Raw genomic sequence first — 16,546 nt, forward strand, 5'->3', positions numbered from 1 at the left:
TTTGGAAGTTTTATCATTCGCGTTATTAGCAGTTTTTATTGGAATGAGGCATGGAATGGATAGTGACCATGTTGCAGCAATTGCTGACATGGTAGGAAGTGAAGAACGAAAGCGAAGGCAAGTGTCGCTTGGGTTAATGTACGCGTTAGGTCATGGTTTAATTGTTTTAATCATTGGGCTAATTTCAATTCTCATTGGCTTAAAACTACCTACTAATGCCCAAGTTTTTCTGGAAGGTTTTGTAGGAATAACACTTCTTCTACTAGGTGGGTTTATCTTATATACGGTTTTCGTTCAAAGGAATGAGTATGAGTATAAAAGTCGTATCAAGATTGTCTATGAGTTTCTAGCAAATTTCACACCAAAAGCGAAACGGGAAGGAATAAAAGCCAATCTATCACCTCTTGCGTTTGGGGTTATAGGGGCATTTCTTATCGGAATTATTCATGGCATTGGTGTGGAAACACCGACGCAACTTGCAGTTATTACAAATGCAGTTGGAATGAGTAACTTATCCGCAGCAATGATCCAGCTATTTCTATTTGTTATCGGACTACTAATCTCAACGATCTTTATAACATGTTGTCTATCATGGGGATTTGTAAAGGCTAGGTTTCGAAAACAGCTTTTTATCATTCTTGGGTCAATTACAGGAATCTATAGCATCGGCTTAGGAGTCATAATGCTCGTTGAATTAGTCAAGGGAGGCGTATAAGGTGGCTGGCAAGTTACTTGTGATTGGCTTTGGACCAGGAAGTTTTGAACACATAACAGATCGAGCGAGAGAAGCCATTGGGGAAAGCGATATGGTCATCGGCTACAAAACGTATGTGGAGTTAATTGAGGGTCTTTTGACAAACCAACAAATTATTAGTACCGGAATGACTGAAGAAGTGGGCCGAGCACAGGAAGCTGTAAAACAAGCGGAACTTGGAAAAAAGGTAGCGGTTATTTCAAGTGGTGACGCCGGAGTGTATGGGATGGTTGGACTTGTCTATGAGGTTTTAGTCGAGAAGAAATGGTCGAGAGAGACTGGTGTAGAAGTCGAGATTATTCCAGGAATATCAGCCATTAACTCATGTGCTTCATTACTTGGAGCTCCTGTAATGCATGACGCATGTACAATCAGTTTAAGCGACCATTTAACACCATGGACTTTGATCGAAAAGCGAATTGAAGCAGCAGCACAGGCAGACTTTGTGATTGCGCTGTACAATCCGAAAAGTGGTCGTAGAACAAGGCAAATTGCTGAGGCGCAACGGATTCTCCTCAACCATCGGTCACCAGATACACCGGTAGGCCTTGTCAAGAGTGCGTATCGTGATCGACAGCATGTTGTGATGACAAATTTAAAGGATATGCTTGAGTACGATATTGGGATGTTAACGACGGTGATGATCGGAAATTCCTCAACTTTCATGTATGATGGCTTGATGATTACCCCAAGGGGCTACCAACGTAAATATACCTTAAATACAACAGAACAAGTATTAAAGCCTCATCAACGGTTAAAGAAAGAGTCAGAACCCTGGGCATTAGAGCAAGAAGAATTCAATCCCGAAAGTGAAATTATGTTCTCTTCAAGGGACGTAGCTGAACAAGCGTTAGACGCATTTGGTTATGAAACGAAAGAACCAAGCAATCACTCTTTTGTGCAACAGCCGTTAGAGACGATATTTGAACTTGCTGTTAGCCCAGGTGTTGCCAAAAAAACCTTCACACCAAAACAATTGCTGACCTTAGCAGAGGTTGTCGGGGAAGCAGGAAGGATCGAATATACGACAGATCATCAAATCAAGCTGGAAATTCATACCTCAAATCCTGAGCAAGCAACAGAACGATTAACAGCTGCAGGATTTATTTTATCTCCTGTTGGTGATGTATTGACCTTAAAAGCATGTGATTTTTGTGAAGGTGAAAAAAAGGATTCGATTCCGTATGCTGACACCTTGCAGGAAATACTAGGAGGACTTGAGCTACCAAAGGAGTTAAAGGTTGGTTTCAACGGATGTGGAATGGCTTGCTTTGGTGCAGTGAATGAGGACATTGGCATTGTTTTTCGAAAAGGGAAATTTGATCTGTTTTTAGGTGGAAAAACGGTTGGACGAAGTGCCCATCCTGGACAGCCTGTAGCAGAGGGAATTGAACCAGATCAGCTTATACAAGTTGTTGAAAACATCATCCAAGAATATAAAGAAAAGGGTCATCCAAACGAACGTTTTTATAAATATTTTAAACGTGTAAAAAATATACAAGGTTTTCAGTACAGAGACGTTTCACCGAAAATAGAAGTTGAACCAGCTCCATGTGGGGATTGATCCTTAATAAAGATGAAAATTGGGAGGAAATAAAATGAAAGCTGTATTATTTGTGGGACATGGTAGCAGAGACAAAGAGGGGAACGAACAAGTTCGTGGATTTATTGAAAAAATGAAACCTCAATTCGATTCAACTTTGATTATTGAAACATGTTTCTTAGAGTTTGTACATCCTACTGTTAATGAAGGAATTGACCTATGTATTGAAAAAGGTGCTACACATGTTGTGGTTATCCCAATTATGCTTCTACAAGCAGGACATTCTAAAATCCATATTCCTGCAGCCATTGACGAAGCGAAAATTAAATATCCACTCGTCCAATTTACTTATGGAAGACCCATCGGAATTCATCTTGATGCAATTGATATATTAAAGATGCGATTAGAAGAGACAGGTGAGTTAAACGAAAACCCAGATCCACATACAGCAATCCTATTATTAGGTCGAGGTGGTAGTGACCCAGATGCAAACAGTGATTTATATAAAATCACAAGGTTGTTATGGGAAAAAACCAATTTTAAAATCGTGGAGACGGCATTTATGGGTGTAACCAGTCCTTCCACTTCTGAAGGGGTGGAGCGCTGTAAAATGCTTGGAGCAACAAAAGTGGTGATCCTGCCGTACTTCTTGTTTACAGGAATTTTAATAAAGCGATTAGAAGAAATGATTGTAGAATTCCAAAGTCAATATCCTAATATAGGGTTTAAATTAGCGGAATATTTCGGATTTCACCCAAAATTGCAAACAATATTAATTGATCGTGCCCAAGAAGCGTTAAAAGATGAAGTGAAAATGAATTGTGATACATGTCAATATCGAATAGAAGCTATGGAGCATATCGATCATCACCATCATCATGATCACGACGATCACCACCATCACGATGAACATCATCATGATCACGATGAACATCACAAGCAAGAAGTAGGGATCAAGCCATGATTTTAGTATTAGCCGGGACGAGTGATGCACGTGCACTAGCCCTTCTTATCCAAAAAGAAGGATTTGATGTCATTACAACGGTCGTGACTGAAAATGCGGCGAATGAAATGAGGCGTTGTGGCCTAAATGTTCAGGTTGGAAGATTAACAGATAGTCAGATTGCTAATTTCATTCAAACAAACAATATTCAACTGGTTGTGGATGCGAGTCACCCATTTGCTGAAGAAGCATCAAAAAATGCAATAAGTGGAGCGAAACAAGCAGGTGTCCCCTATATTCGCTATGAACGGGAATCACAGACGTTTTCTGAAGAAAAATGTACTTTTGTTAGTAGTTATGAGGAAGCAGCGCAAATCGCAGCAGAAAAAAAAGGTGTGATTATGCTGACCACTGGAAGCAAGACGTTACAGATATTTGCCGAAAAGCTAAATGGGGTAGAAGATACACGGATGATAGCTCGTATGCTTCCACGACAAGATAATATGGAAAAGTGTGAAGATTTAGGGATACCACAGAAGAATATTGTTGCGATTCAGGGGCCTTTTACAAAGGAGTTTGATCGCGCCTTATACAAACAATTTGGTGTGACATTAATGGTTACAAAAGAAAGTGGAAAGGTCGGCTCTGTTGATGAAAAACTCCAAGCTGCCAGGGAGTTGGGAATTGAAACAATTATTATTCGCCGACCAAAAATCGACTATGGAAAAGCATTCTCTGAGTTTTCCGATGTCATACACCATGTAAAAGAGGCTTTTAAAGTAATAAATCAATAAAAATTAAGGAGCTGAAAAGAGATGGATTTTCATACAGAATTTAAACCGTTAACCGTACAACCACAAATGATTGAGGGAAAAAGCTTTGAAATGATTGATGAGGAAATTGGTGAGCATCCATTTACAGTTGAGCAGTATCGTGTTGTGCAACGAGTGATTCACGCATCAGCTGATTTTGAGTTAGGCAGAAGCCTAGTATTTCACCCTGATGCGATTCACGCAGGCGTCCAAGCTATACGAAATGGAAAAAGGATCGTCCCTGATGTCCAGATGGTGCAGGCTGGAATAAGCAAGCCGCGTATTGAAAAGTTTGGCGGTGATATTCGCGTCTATATTTCTGATCCAGATGTGATGGAAGAAGCAAAAAGACTGGACACAACCCGTGCGATTATTTCGATGAGAAAAGCAATTAAAGAGGCAGAAGGCGGAATTTTTGCGATTGGGAATGCACCTACTGCACTCTTAGAATTGATCCGTCTTATTAAGGAAGGCGAAACAAAGCCCGGTCTTGTAATTGGGCTTCCTGTTGGCTTTGTATCAGCTGCAGAGTCGAAAGAAGAATTAGCTAAACTAGATATTCCGTTTATTACAAATGTCGGTCGGAAAGGTGGTAGTACCGTAACCGTTGCGGCATTAAACGCTTTATCCCTTCTTGCTGAACAGGTGTAAGTTATGAAGAAGCAGAAAGACGACGGAAATGAACCGAAAAAGCTCAGAGAAGGATATACAACCGGTGCCTGTGCGACAGCTACGACAAAGGCTGCATTATTAGCCCTAATTACCGGTGAGCACCAAAAAGAGGCAACGATTTACCTACCAGTTGGACGACATGCTACCTTTCAAATGGAAAGCTGTGAAGTTTCGTCAAACTCAGTCACAGTCGGAACAATAAAAGACGCTGGAGATGATCCTGATGCGACGCATAGAGCCCTCATCTTATCGACTGTAAGCTGGTCGGATCACCCAGGTATCACGTTGGACGGTGGAATTGGAGTAGGTCGTGTCACGAAAGAAGGCCTACCAGTTCCTGTAGGGGAAGCAGCTATAAACCCTGTCCCTCGAAAAATGATTCTCCAAACAACTCAAGAAGTACTTGATGAACATGGGGTATCTAAAGGGGTTAACGTTATTATTTCAGTTCCTGATGGCGAAGAAATGGCAAAAAAAACGCTTAATGGCCGCCTGGGTATTCTTGGAGGCATTTCGATTTTAGGTACCCGTGGGATTGTCGTTCCTTTTTCATCAGCTGCCTATAAAGCGAGTATTGTACAGGCAATAAGTGTTGCAAGAGCAAGTAAATGTGACCATATCGTCATAACGACAGGTGGACGTAGTGAAAAATACGGAATTAAGCAATATCCAGACCTCCCTGAGGAAGCATTCATCGAAATGGGTGATTTTGTTGGTTTTACGCTTAAGCAATGTAAACGGCAAGGGGTAAAGAAGGTCTCAATGGTCGGGATGATGGGGAAATTTTCAAAGGTTGCCCAAGGTGTGATGATGGTCCATTCAAAAAGTGCACCTGTTGATTTTAACTTTTTGGCAGATGTGGCAAATGAAGTGGGTGCATCGGAAGATCTCCTCGAGCAAATAAGGGGTGCAAATACGGCGACACAGGTTGGAAGCATCATGTCAGACAACAACTTCCCGGCATTTTTTGAAAAGCTTTGTACTTCCTGTTGCATAGCTGCCTTAAACGAGGTTGCTGGTAGCATAGAAATTGAAACAACCCTTTACACAATGAAGGGCGAATTTTTAGGAAAGGCGGTGGAGCAAACATGGAACAAACAATAAAAGTAATTGGGATTGGTGAAGAGGGACAAGAAAGTCTCCTCCCCATCTATGAACAATGGATACATGAAAGTGATGTATTAATTGGTGGTAAGCGTCAGCTATCCTTTTTTCCTGAATTTAAAGGAGAGAAGGTCATGATTAAAGGAGGACTTCTCTCACTAGTGGAACGGCTCCAAAACGAAACAAAAAAGGTCGTCGTTTTAGCATCTGGAGACCCGATGTTTTATGGAATTGGAAACTATTTATCTAGCAAAGTGAATCTGGAAATCTATCCGTATTTAAGTTCGGTTCAACTAGCTTTCGCTAAAATGGGTGAAAGTTGGCAAGATGCCTATTTTACGAGTGTGCATGGCCGGAGTATACAAGGTCTAGCCCAGCGAATTGATGGACTAGAAAAAGTAGCGATTTTAACGGATCAAGAGAATTCACCAAATCGAATTGCAGAATATTTACTTACATACGGAATGATAGAGTACCGAGCATTTGTCGCAGAGAACATAGGTGGCAAAAACGAGCGCTGTCGTTGGTTTGAACTAGGAGAGATGGTGGACGAGGAGTTTTCTTCTCTAAACGTTGTTCTTTTAAAAAAACAAAGACCTCATCCAACTTGGTCATTTGGAATTGAAGATGAAGAATTCGCACAACGAAAGCCTGATAAAGGGCTGATTACAAAAAAAGAAATACGAACGCTAAGTGTAAGTAACCTTCAATTGAAAAAGGATAGCATTGTTTGGGACATTGGAACTTGTACGGGTTCAATTGCAATTGAAGCGGCAAGAATCGCAAAAGAAGGTGAAGTATTTGCCATCGAAAAGAATGAGGCAGATCTTGAAAATTGCAAACAAAACATGCTGAAGTTCCGTACCGATTTTACTGTTGTAGGGGGGAAGGCGCCAGATGGTTTAAAGGAGTTTAAAGATCCTGATGCCATTTTTATTGGAGGAACAGCAGGTGGAATGGAAACGATACTAGATATATGCTGTGCCCGTCTTAAAGAAGAAGGTCGTATCGTGTTAAATGCTGTTACAATCGAAAATCTTGCCCAAGCACTTCAAGCGTTTAAAGAGAGAAACTTTGAAACAACCATCACACTCGTTCAAATTTCTAGAAGTAAGCCCATATTAAACTTAACGCGCTTTGATGCTTTAAATCCAATCTATATCATTACAGCTAAGCGAAAGAAAGGGGATCTAAAATGATCGGTACTTTATATGGTGTGGGTGTCGGGCCTGGTGACCCCGAGCTCATTACAGTGAAGGCGTTTCGAAAACTAAAAGAGTCACCAGTGATTGCGTATCCGAAGAAGCTTAAAGGAAGCAAAAGCTATGCCCACAAAATTATTGATGTCTATTTTAGCCCAGAGGAAAAGGACATGCTAGGCCTTGTTTTTCCAATGACAAAGGATCCCGATATTCTAAAACGAAAATGGACAGAAACAGTTGAGCAGGTATGGGAAAAGCTTAAGGACGGAAAGGACGTGGCTTTTGTAACAGAAGGCGATCCTTTACTGTACAGTACGTTTATCCATATGATGAAAATGATGAAGTCATCGCATCCAGAAGTATCAATCTCAACGATACCTGGAATATCATCGATTAATGGAGCAGCATCAAGACTCGGCATTCCTCTAGCAGATGGCGATGATCATGTTGCCATTATTCCGGCCCGTGATGACTATGAAACAATGAAAAAAGTCATTGAAGAAAACGACTGTGTTGTGTTTATTAAAGTTGCAAAGGTCATTGATCTCATGTTAACCGTGTTACGTGATCTTGATTTACTAGATAAAGCTTCTGTTGTCACTAAAGTCACATCACAAGAAGAAATCATTTGGAATATCAATGAGCTTGACGGAGTTGAGCTTGAATATTTAACGTTAATGGTGGTGAGAAAATGAAAATAACAATTATTGGCGCAGGGCCAGGAGATCCTGATTTAATCACTGTAAAAGGATTAAAGCATTTAGAAGAGGCAGACGTAGTCCTTTATGCTGACTCTCTTGTTAATGAGGAGTTAATCAGAAAATCAAAACCATCTGCAGAGATACTGAAAACGGCAGGTATGCACCTTGAGGAAATGGTTGATCTGATGGTTGACCGCTTGAAAAATGGTAAAAAGGTCGTTCGTGTTCATACTGGAGATCCTGCTGTTTATGGAGCGATCATGGAACAAATTGCTCTTTTGAAGAAAAAAGAAGTAGACGTTGAAATTATTCCAGGAGTGAGTTCAGTATTTGCATCTGCTGCTGCTGCTGGGGCAGAGCTTACGATCCCAGATTTAACTCAAACGGTGATTTTAACAAGAGCAGAAGGGCGTACACCTGTCCCTGAGTTTGAAAAATTAAAGAGTTTAGCAGGTCATCATTGCACGATTGCTTTATTTTTAAGTGCAACCTTAACAAAAAAAGTCATGAGGGAATTGATCGATGCTGGTTGGAAGGAGGACACCCCAATCGTTGTCGTCTATAAAGCAACATGGCCAGATCAAAAAATTGTTCGCACAACGGTTGCCGGGTTGGATGTTGCAATGAAAGAGAATGGAATCCGTAAACAGGCCATGATCTTGGCTGGCTGGGCACTTGATGAACAGATTCACGATAAAGACTTCCGCTCGAAGCTCTATGACAAAGAATTTACGCACGGATTTAGAAAGGGGATACAGTCGTGATTTTGGCATTAGCAGAAGGAACTTGCCCAGAAATTAACCAAAATGGGGAGTACGCGATCGTCGCGATTACGAAGCATGGCGTTGATGTTGCACGAAAACTTGGTTCAACCTTTCAACAAGCGGATGTTTATTATATGAGTAAATTTGAGCGGGGAGATGAGGAAGAAAAGCAGGTTCAACTGTTTGAGGGAAGTGTCCGTCTTCTTTTACCCTCTCTTTTTCAATCATACAAAGGGATCATTTTGATTATTTCGCTCGGAGCGGTGGTTCGCATGATTGCCCCGCTTTTAAAAGATAAAAAAACAGACCCAGGTGTTGTGGTCATTGATGACAAGGCAGAGCATGTGATCAGTGTCCTATCTGGACATATAGGTGGGGCAAATGAGCTAACGAAGGAAGTTGCTGCAGCTCTTAATGCCCGTCCAATTATTACGACAGCCTCTGATGTTCAAAAAACAATTCCTGTAGATTTATTCGGTAAGCGGTTTGGATGGACTTGGGAGTCGGCAGAAAAATTGACTCCAGTTAGTGCCTCGGTTGTGAATGAAGAACGAGTGGTTGTTGTTCAAGAATCAGGGGAAAGAGAATGGTGGCATTATAATAGTCCAGTTCCTCCTACTATTAAAACATATTCAACTGTTCGTGAAGCGCTTAGTGTCGAGCATGACGCTGCACTTGTTGTCACACATAGAATGCTAACCGAAGAAGAGGAATTGATTTTGAGAAACGGTGTACTATACCGTCCCAAGGTTATTGCCATCGGTATGGGCTGTAACCGAGGAACATCAAGTGATGAAATTGAAACAGTTATAAGTGAAACCCTTAATGAATTAGGTTTTTCGATAAAAAGTGTAAAAGCTCTTTGTACAATTGACCTGAAAAAGGATGAGCAAGGCTTAATCGATGTGACCAATAAGTATTCTTGGGATTTTGTGACGTACACACCTGAACAATTAAATGAAGTAGAGATCAAAAAGCCATCAGAAACAGTCTTTACATATACAGGTGCATACGGAGTAAGTGAGCCGGCAGCTATGCTATATAGCGGTGCAGGAAGTCTTGCTCTAGTGAAGAAAAAATCAGGCAATGTGACGATTTCAGTTGCCGTCACACCCTTTTAAGTGGCTACACAACAGGGAGGGAAAATGATGTCAAATCGAAGACTCGTTATTGCAGGAACGGGTAGTGGGGTTGGGAAAACAACCTTGACCATTGGATTAATGTCAGCCTTTAAAAAAAAGGGCTACACAGTACAGGGCTTTAAATGTGGCCCAGATTATATTGATCCAACCTATCATACAGCAGTAACAGGTAGAGCATCGCGGAACCTAGACAGCTGGATGCTTTCTCACGAAATGGTAAAGGGGATTTTTTATCACGGAAGTCGAGGAGCGGATCTTGCCATTATTGAAGGAGTCATGGGTTTTTACGATGGAAAAGATCCACTGACCAATAGCGGGACAACGGCTGAAATTAGTATGATCACAAAAAGTCCAGTTGTATTAGTCGTCAATTGTGCCAGCATGGCCCGAAGTGCGGCTGCAATCGTTAAAGGATTTCAATGCTTTGCAGAAGGTCCAAATATCGTCGCTGTCATTGCTAATAATGTTGGCAGTAAAGGACACTTTGAGATTGTGAAAGAAGCAATACAACAAGAATGTCAAATTCCAGTTGTTGGTTACTTGAAGAGGGATGAAAGGATTGAAATTCCTGAAAGACATTTAGGGCTTGTACCATCGATTGAACGAGGGGAACTTGATACATTCTTTAACCAATTAGGTCAGCTTGTTTCTGAAACAATTGACATTGATCGTTTGTATGAGTTAGCAGAAGCACCCATTATTCACATTGAAGAATCTTTGTTTCAACATATGCCAAAGCAGAATGTTCGGATTGCGATAGCAAAGGATGAAGCATTTAACTTTTATTACAAGGAAAACCTTGAACTATTGGAAGCCTTTGGAGCAGATATCGTTGAGTTTTCTCCATTAAGAGGAGAAACACTTCCCGAGCATGCAGACGGACTATACCTTGGTGGTGGGTTTCCTGAAGAATTTGCAGCTGACTTAGCAGAACAAACGGATGTCATGCGATCAATCAAGGACGCCCTTCAAAAAGGCTTACCAACACTTGCTGAATGCGGAGGATTTATGTATCTAACAGAAGCAATTGAAACGACGGATGGAAGTAAACATAAAATGCTCGGTGTTGTTCCAGGTAAAGTAAAAATGCAAACGAAATTAGCTGCACTTGGTTATCGTGAAATTACCGGTTTAGAAGGGAATTTTCTTTTGAAAGGTGGTTTACTAGCGAAAGGACACGAGTTTCATTATTCAACCTTTCATCCAAATGAAGAGATTGTAAAAAATGCCTATGAAACAAAAGGAATGCGTGGAGTGAAAAAAGAGGGGTATGTAAATGGTAATCTAATTGCTGGCTACACTCATTTTCATTTTGGGTCGTGTCCAGAAATGGTTGAAAACTGGATCACTCAATGCAAGGAGTTTAGAGATCATGACTAAAGCCCTTCCATTAATGTTCCAAGGAACACATTCTGATGCAGGAAAAAGTGTGATTGTAACGGGTTTTTGCCGTATTTTTGCTCAGGATGGTTATCTGACATCCCCTTTTAAATCACAAAATATGTCGTTAAACTCTTACATCACAATTGATGGTAAAGAGATTGGAAGAGCTCAAGGTGTTCAAGCTGAAGCGGCTGGTATCATGGCCACAACCGATATGAATCCTATCCTAATTAAACCAAATCGGGAAACCCAAGCCCAAATTGTCGTACATGGAAAGCCCTATAAAAACATGGAGGCAGGGCAATACCGAAGTGAATTTTTTCACAAAGGTTTACAGTTAATAGAGGAATCCCTTGCCACTCTCACACGTACTTATGAACGAATTGTCATCGAAGGAGCAGGTAGTCCTGCGGAAGTAAACTTAAATGATCGAGAAATGGTGAATATGAGAGTAGCACGAATGGCAAACGCACCTGTGGTCCTGATTGGTGATATCGAAAAAGGCGGAGTTTTTGCTAGTTTAGTAGGGACACTCCAACTCTTAGAGAAAGAGGATAAGGACCGAATTATTGGAGTTATAATAAACAAATTCCGCGGTGATTTAAAACTTTTAGAACCCGGTTTAAAGTGGTTTGAGGAATATACGGGAAAGCCGGTGCTTGGTGTTGTCCCTTACTTACCTAATCTAAATATTGATGCAGAAGACTCTGTTATTTTAGATCAGTATAAACCAGATAAAAATAAAGAGAAAGAGATTGACATAGCTGTTATCCAGTATCCGAGAATTTCTAATTTTACCGATGTCGATCCATTTTTTGTTGAAGATGACTGCCATGTCCGGTTTATTACAAGGGCAGAACAACTACAGGATCCAGACGTGATCATTCTTCCTGGTAGTAAAAATACAATTGAGGATCTATTGTTTTTACGAGAAAGTGGAATTTTAGACAAAGTACTAAAAGTGTACGGTGAGAAGACTGCATTGATCTTTGGAGTTTGTGGTGGCTATCAAATGCTTGGTCAAGTTATTGATGATCCAGCTGGTATCGAATCCCAGCATTTAAAAATAGACGGTCTAGGATTGCTTCCTCTTCATACAACGATCACAGACTATAAAACAACCGTATTATCAGAGGGTGATCTTGTCTATCAAAATCAAACGATGCGAGTAAAGGGGTATGAAATCCATATGGGAGAAACGAGATTTATGGACGATTGTCAATCCCTAATAAATATGGGTAATCGAAACGAAGGTTGTATCAGCCTTGATCAAAAAGTGATCGGAACATATTTTCATGGGATTTTTCTTAATGACGATTTCAGAACATTACTCCTTAACACGATTCGAAAAGGGAAAGGGCTTGATCCTATAAATGACCGAATTTCGTTTAATCAACTAAGAGAACAAGCCTTTGACCGTTTAGCAGATCACCTCAGGCACCATGTAAAACTTGATGTTATTGAAGAAAAAATGAGAGAATTTCAAATGAAGTCGGAACTAGTGGATTCCTAAATTTTAATGAAAGTCTTTAGAGAGTAAGAGAATTAATTGACTAGAAAGAGGTGGGGTATACGATGAAAAAAGGGAAAGTTTTTCTTGTTGGAGCAGGACCAGGGGACCCGAAGCTAATAACCGTTTATGGAAAGGAATGTATCGAAAACGCGGATGTCATTTTATATGATCGTCTCATTAATAATGAACTGTTAAACTATGCGAAAAAGGACGCAGAACTTATTTTCTGTGGAAAGCTTCCAGGAAAACATGCAATCATTCAGGAGCAAATACACACTCTCTTAGTTGAAAAAGCAAGTGAAGGAAAGATTGTTACCCGCTTAAAAGGGGGAGACCCATGTGTGTTTGGACGTGTAGGAGAAGAGGCTGAAGTGCTGGCAGAACAAAATATTTCTTATGAGATTGTGCCAGGTATTACTTCAGGAATTGCTGCACCAGCTTATGCTGGAATACCGGTCACACACCGTGATTATGCGACAACGTTTGCGATTGTAACCGGTCATGGTCGTTCAGAGAAAGAGAATGATTATTTGAACTGGTCAGCCCTTGCTCAAGGTATAGATACACTTGCATTTTACATGGGAATTGGAAATCTGCATCATATTTGCACCATGTTAGTAAAGCATGGGAGAAATCCTGAAACTCCAGTTGCAATCATTCAATGGGGGACAACTGAACATCAAAAAACCGTTACAGGTAGCTTGTTAACGATTGAAAAGGAAGCTGAGGAAGCAGAAATTACTCATCCTGCGATCGTTCTAGTCGGAGAAGTTGTACAGCTACGTAAGAAATTAAATTGGTTTGAAGACTTAAAGGGAATCTCGGTTTAGGAATGTGTAGATAAGGTGGTAAAGAAATGTCAATACTGACAGAATTAAAAAAGCGTCGAGCGATTCGGGATTATGATGGGCGTGATGTCGAAGATGAGAAGATTGAGCGCCTTTTAGAGGCAGCGACATGGGCACCAAATGATCGTTTGAGGGAACCTTGGAGTTTTTATGTGATTAAAGGAGATTCAAAAAAACAGTATGAACAGCTTGCGGAGGACTATTTGACTGAAAGATTTCCGACAAAACCGCATTTGGTGGAAAGCTCTCTGAAGGTAGTAAAAACAACCCCCGTTCATATTGTTGTGACTACAGACATCGTTCAGGGTGACGTTGATGCTACGAAAGACAATGAATTTGCCGTATGTTGTGCCATTCATTCGATGTGGCTTGCTGCACAAGAGCTTGAATTAGGGTTTGTATGGCGGACAAGAGGAGTTGGACTTGTACACGATGCTCGCCTATACAACTTTATTGGATCACCAGAAAACAAAAAAGTTGTCGGAAATCTTTTTATCGGATATCCCGATCAAGTCTCACTAGAAAAAATGAAAAACCCACAACGGACTCCGTTTAAGGAAAAAACAATTTGGTTGTAGAACAAGGTGTGAAGAAAGGGGAGGTAGTATGACAGAGATTCAACGAAATAAAGGCCTTGTCTTAGTATATACGGGAGATGGAAAAGGAAAAACGACAGCATCGCTTGGACTTGCCATTCGCGCAATTGGTAGGGGTAAACGAGTTTTGATGATTCAATTTATAAAATCTCCGCAGCGAACATATGGCGAAAAAATCGTCTTTGATAAGCTCGGGATTGAGATGGTTCAAACAGGCGTAGGGTTTACATGGACAAAAACACCTGAAGAACATCGGGAGGCATTACAGAAAGCATGGACGTTCACAAAAGAAAAAGTAAGGTCTGGAAATTATGATCTCGTTATTCTCGATGAACTAAATAACGCACTGGCTATTGAACGTTTTCCTATTGAAGATGTCCTGCCACTCCATGAAGTAGTGGAGCTGATTCGTAACCGCCCAGCTTCGATGCATGTTGTAATAACAGGTCGATCAGCTAACCAAGACATCATAGAATTGGCTGACCTAGTTACAGAAATGAACCCAACTAAGCATTACTATAATGAAGGAATTCCTGCTGTAGTAGGCTTAGAGTTTTAAGAGTTTTATAAAACTTAAAAAAGATTAAATACATAAAAAAAACCTTGTGTTCAAAAAATGAGCTCAGGGTTTTTAAACGTACCCCTTTTGGTAAAATAGCTTTTCTGGTATCCTAAAAAAATAAGCTACATATGCACACCTCAATACTTAATAAAAATTTGTGGGAAAGTAAATAGTTGAAGTTTAACAGCTAAATACGAGTTTCAGCTGCTTATTCAATTTGATTAAATGACAGTGAGGGAAGCTACATGCAAATTAGAAAGTTAATAAAAGAAGATGCAATCCTTTATCGAGAGTTAAGATTAAAGGCTCTCCAATATCATCCTGATGCATTTGGTTCTAGTTATGAGGAAGAAAAGGGGCTAACTGCTAACGATTACGGAAAAAGATTCGGCATACCGGAAGCAATTACATTAGGTGCATTCGAAGAGGAGAAGTTGGTGGGTGTGGTTACACTCGTAATAGAAACGAAAGTAAAACTTAAGCATCGTGCTACAATCTTTGCTATGTATGTCGCACCAAGTCACCGTGGACAAAAAATAGGGCAATTATTAATGGAAGCAGTCATTAATGAGGCAAGGAAATTTGAAGAAATTGAACAAATATACTTAACTGTAGTAACGACAAATCAGTCTGCAAAAAAGTTGTACACCGCAATGGGATTTGAGGTTTTTGGTTTGGAAAAAAGGGCGTTAAAGCTTGAAGAGTGCTATTTAGATGAAGAACATATGGTGCTGTTTCTTAACTAGAACATGTAACTTTGGTAACTAAATTACAAATAAAGGATTTAACTATATGCTAAAGCACTCAAATCGAATTTTATTCAGGTTAACTTTACTTTGTTTTTTCTGCTACCTGGCCCTATTAAGCTACTTGCTATTTTTCTCGAATTACCGTGCCTCTGTTTCGGGGACATTTTCTTATAATCTCCTTCCTTTTAAAACGATTGCTGGGTATTTTTCAACGTTCAGAGGAGGTTCGCCTGCAGATCAATTTTTTGGTAATATTTTAGCCTTTATGCCGCTTGGGTTTTTCCTACCTTTAGTAACGAGGAGAAGTTATTCTGCTGGGAAAATTCTCGTCGTGTCAGCTCTTACTTCTTTTGGCATTGAGAGCGCACAACTTTTGTTTCTAGTTGGCGCATTTGATGTTGATGATTTGATTCTTAATACAGTTGGAGGATTGTTTGGGTCTTTCGTTTTAAAGGGGTTTGTAAAGCTGTTTAGACAGTTTTCATCTAATAATTCCACGTCGTAGCCCAACTGCGACCGCCTCAGATCTGTGTTTTACAGCCAGTTTCCTGACCACTGAACTTAAATAATCTCTTACTGTAAACTCACTAATCTTCATGGTTGAAGCCATTTCCTTTAAAGAGTAGCCGTTTGCTAAAAATTGAAGTGCTTCAATTTCCCGTTTACTAAGTTTATGTGTTGGAGTTTTTTCTGAATTTGGAGAGTCAAGGATGATTTGAAAATAGTCTGATAGTCGGTTGATCTCGTTTTTGTTAAATGGGTGTTTTCCTGTGTAACGGTCGATAAAGACGCAACCGAACACGTTATTTAATTGACTAATTGGAATAATAACGAGAGAAGTGAGCTCAAATCGCTGAATGTACTTTTCTGGAAAAAGTCCTTTTGATTTTGTCATATCAAGGTACTGTGGTTGATTGATCGTAACTGCTTGATGTACGGCTGGAATCAGGCGAACATCTTCTTTAATCCACTGCATTGGAAGAAGCCGATCTTTCTCGATTTGAAAAATACCTTCTCCAATATGGTTTAAAGGAGAGTAAGCAAAAATAGAAGCGCGCTGAAATGGAAAAAATTGAACACAGCCACGGATCATCATTTCGGCTTTCATTAGTCCATCTTGTATTTTAGAAACCTCTTTCATATACTCATAGACTCCTAAATTGCCCATTCGACAATTTACCCCCCTACATTTTCAGTAATATGAACTCTACCGTTTTAATCGTACACTAGATATGTAAACCCTTACAACTATTAATCA

At 40.1% G+C, this 16,546-nt stretch carries 17 protein-coding genes and 1 pseudogene; 17 read left to right on the top strand and 1 reads right to left on the bottom strand.

The window, feature by feature from the left end; genetic code table 11:
- Position 1: 1 nt before the first annotated feature.
- From ACFFIX_RS03695 to ACFFIX_RS03775, 17 genes and pseudogenes are all read left to right on the top strand, one after another.
- Positions 2-715 carry a High-affinity nickel-transporter gene (locus ACFFIX_RS03695; RefSeq protein ID WP_378930654.1) on the top strand — a complete coding sequence of 238 codons (714 nt, stop codon included), beginning with the start codon at positions 2-4 and terminating at the stop codon, positions 713-715.
- A gap of 1 nt (position 716) precedes the next feature.
- The gene (gene cobJ / locus ACFFIX_RS03700; protein WP_378930656.1) at positions 717-2,318 is read left to right on the top strand and encodes a precorrin-3B C(17)-methyltransferase; all 1,602 of its coding nucleotides are present in this window, start codon (positions 717-719) and stop codon (positions 2,316-2,318) included.
- A 34-nt stretch (positions 2,319-2,352) separates the two neighbouring features.
- On the top strand, positions 2,353-3,261 hold the full coding sequence (locus ACFFIX_RS03705) for a sirohydrochlorin chelatase (RefSeq protein ID WP_378930658.1): 909 nt from the start codon (positions 2,353-2,355) through the stop codon (positions 3,259-3,261).
- A complete protein-coding gene (gene cobK / locus ACFFIX_RS03710; protein WP_378930660.1) occupies positions 3,258-4,034 on the top strand; it encodes a precorrin-6A reductase in 777 nt (258 codons plus the stop codon). The genes ACFFIX_RS03705 and cobK overlap by 4 nt, the downstream gene beginning before the upstream one ends.
- A gap of 21 nt (positions 4,035-4,055) precedes the next feature.
- Positions 4,056-4,703, top strand: a complete 648-nt coding sequence (locus ACFFIX_RS03715; RefSeq protein ID WP_378930662.1) for a precorrin-8X methylmutase — start codon at positions 4,056-4,058, stop codon at positions 4,701-4,703.
- Between the two features lie 3 nt (positions 4,704-4,706).
- Positions 4,707-5,828, top strand: a complete 1,122-nt coding sequence (locus ACFFIX_RS03720) for a cobalt-precorrin-5B (C(1))-methyltransferase (protein ID WP_378930664.1) — start codon at positions 4,707-4,709, stop codon at positions 5,826-5,828.
- Positions 5,813-7,027, top strand: a complete 1,215-nt coding sequence (cbiE, locus tag ACFFIX_RS03725; protein ID WP_378930666.1) for a precorrin-6y C5,15-methyltransferase (decarboxylating) subunit CbiE — start codon at positions 5,813-5,815, stop codon at positions 7,025-7,027. Before ACFFIX_RS03720 ends, cbiE begins: the two co-directional genes overlap by 16 nt.
- Positions 7,024-7,725, top strand: a complete 702-nt coding sequence (gene cobI, locus ACFFIX_RS03730) for a precorrin-2 C(20)-methyltransferase (RefSeq protein ID WP_378930668.1) — start codon at positions 7,024-7,026, stop codon at positions 7,723-7,725. The genes cbiE and cobI overlap by 4 nt, the downstream gene beginning before the upstream one ends.
- Entirely contained in the window at positions 7,722-8,495 is a 774-nt protein-coding gene (gene cobM / locus ACFFIX_RS03735) for a precorrin-4 C(11)-methyltransferase (RefSeq protein WP_378930670.1), read from the top strand. The genes cobI and cobM overlap by 4 nt, the downstream gene beginning before the upstream one ends.
- Positions 8,495-9,616, top strand: a complete 1,122-nt coding sequence (locus tag ACFFIX_RS03740) for a cobalt-precorrin 5A hydrolase (protein ID WP_378931155.1) — start codon at positions 8,495-8,497, stop codon at positions 9,614-9,616. Before cobM ends, ACFFIX_RS03740 begins: the two co-directional genes overlap by 1 nt.
- Before the next feature lie 27 nt (positions 9,617-9,643).
- On the top strand, positions 9,644-11,017 hold the full coding sequence (locus ACFFIX_RS03745) for a cobyrinic acid a,c-diamide synthase CobB (RefSeq protein WP_378930672.1): 1,374 nt from the start codon (positions 9,644-9,646) through the stop codon (positions 11,015-11,017).
- Positions 11,010-12,533: a cobyric acid synthase gene (locus tag ACFFIX_RS03750; protein ID WP_378930674.1), complete on the top strand. Its 1,524-nt coding sequence runs from the start codon at positions 11,010-11,012 to the stop codon at positions 12,531-12,533. Before ACFFIX_RS03745 ends, ACFFIX_RS03750 begins: the two co-directional genes overlap by 8 nt.
- A gap of 62 nt (positions 12,534-12,595) precedes the next feature.
- Positions 12,596-13,363: a uroporphyrinogen-III C-methyltransferase gene (gene cobA, locus ACFFIX_RS03755; RefSeq protein WP_378930676.1), complete on the top strand. Its 768-nt coding sequence runs from the start codon at positions 12,596-12,598 to the stop codon at positions 13,361-13,363.
- A 26-nt stretch (positions 13,364-13,389) separates the two neighbouring features.
- Complete coding sequence (locus ACFFIX_RS03760; RefSeq protein WP_378930678.1) at positions 13,390-13,959, top strand: nitroreductase family protein; 570 nt, start codon at positions 13,390-13,392, stop codon at positions 13,957-13,959.
- A pseudogene (cobO, locus tag ACFFIX_RS03765) lies at positions 13,934-14,536 on the top strand (cob(I)yrinic acid a,c-diamide adenosyltransferase); the annotation flags it as partial. The gene ACFFIX_RS03760 and the pseudogene cobO, both read left to right, overlap by 26 nt.
- A gap of 248 nt (positions 14,537-14,784) precedes the next feature.
- Positions 14,785-15,285: a GNAT family N-acetyltransferase gene (locus ACFFIX_RS03770; protein ID WP_378930680.1), complete on the top strand. Its 501-nt coding sequence runs from the start codon at positions 14,785-14,787 to the stop codon at positions 15,283-15,285.
- A gap of 46 nt (positions 15,286-15,331) precedes the next feature.
- Positions 15,332-15,793 carry a VanZ family protein gene (locus ACFFIX_RS03775; RefSeq protein ID WP_378930682.1) on the top strand — a complete coding sequence of 154 codons (462 nt, stop codon included), beginning with the start codon at positions 15,332-15,334 and terminating at the stop codon, positions 15,791-15,793.
- On the opposite strand, the gene ACFFIX_RS03780 is transcribed toward ACFFIX_RS03775, so the two are convergent.
- Positions 15,770-16,456, bottom strand: coding sequence for a response regulator transcription factor (locus ACFFIX_RS03780; protein WP_378930684.1), 687 nt, complete (start codon positions 16,454-16,456; stop codon positions 15,770-15,772). The genes ACFFIX_RS03775 and ACFFIX_RS03780 overlap by 24 nt on opposite strands.
- Positions 16,457-16,546: the final 90 nt, after the last annotated feature.

It is taken from the genome of Metabacillus herbersteinensis (assembly GCF_042433335.1).
GTDB lineage: Bacteria > Bacillota > Bacilli > Bacillales > Bacillaceae > Metabacillus > Metabacillus herbersteinensis.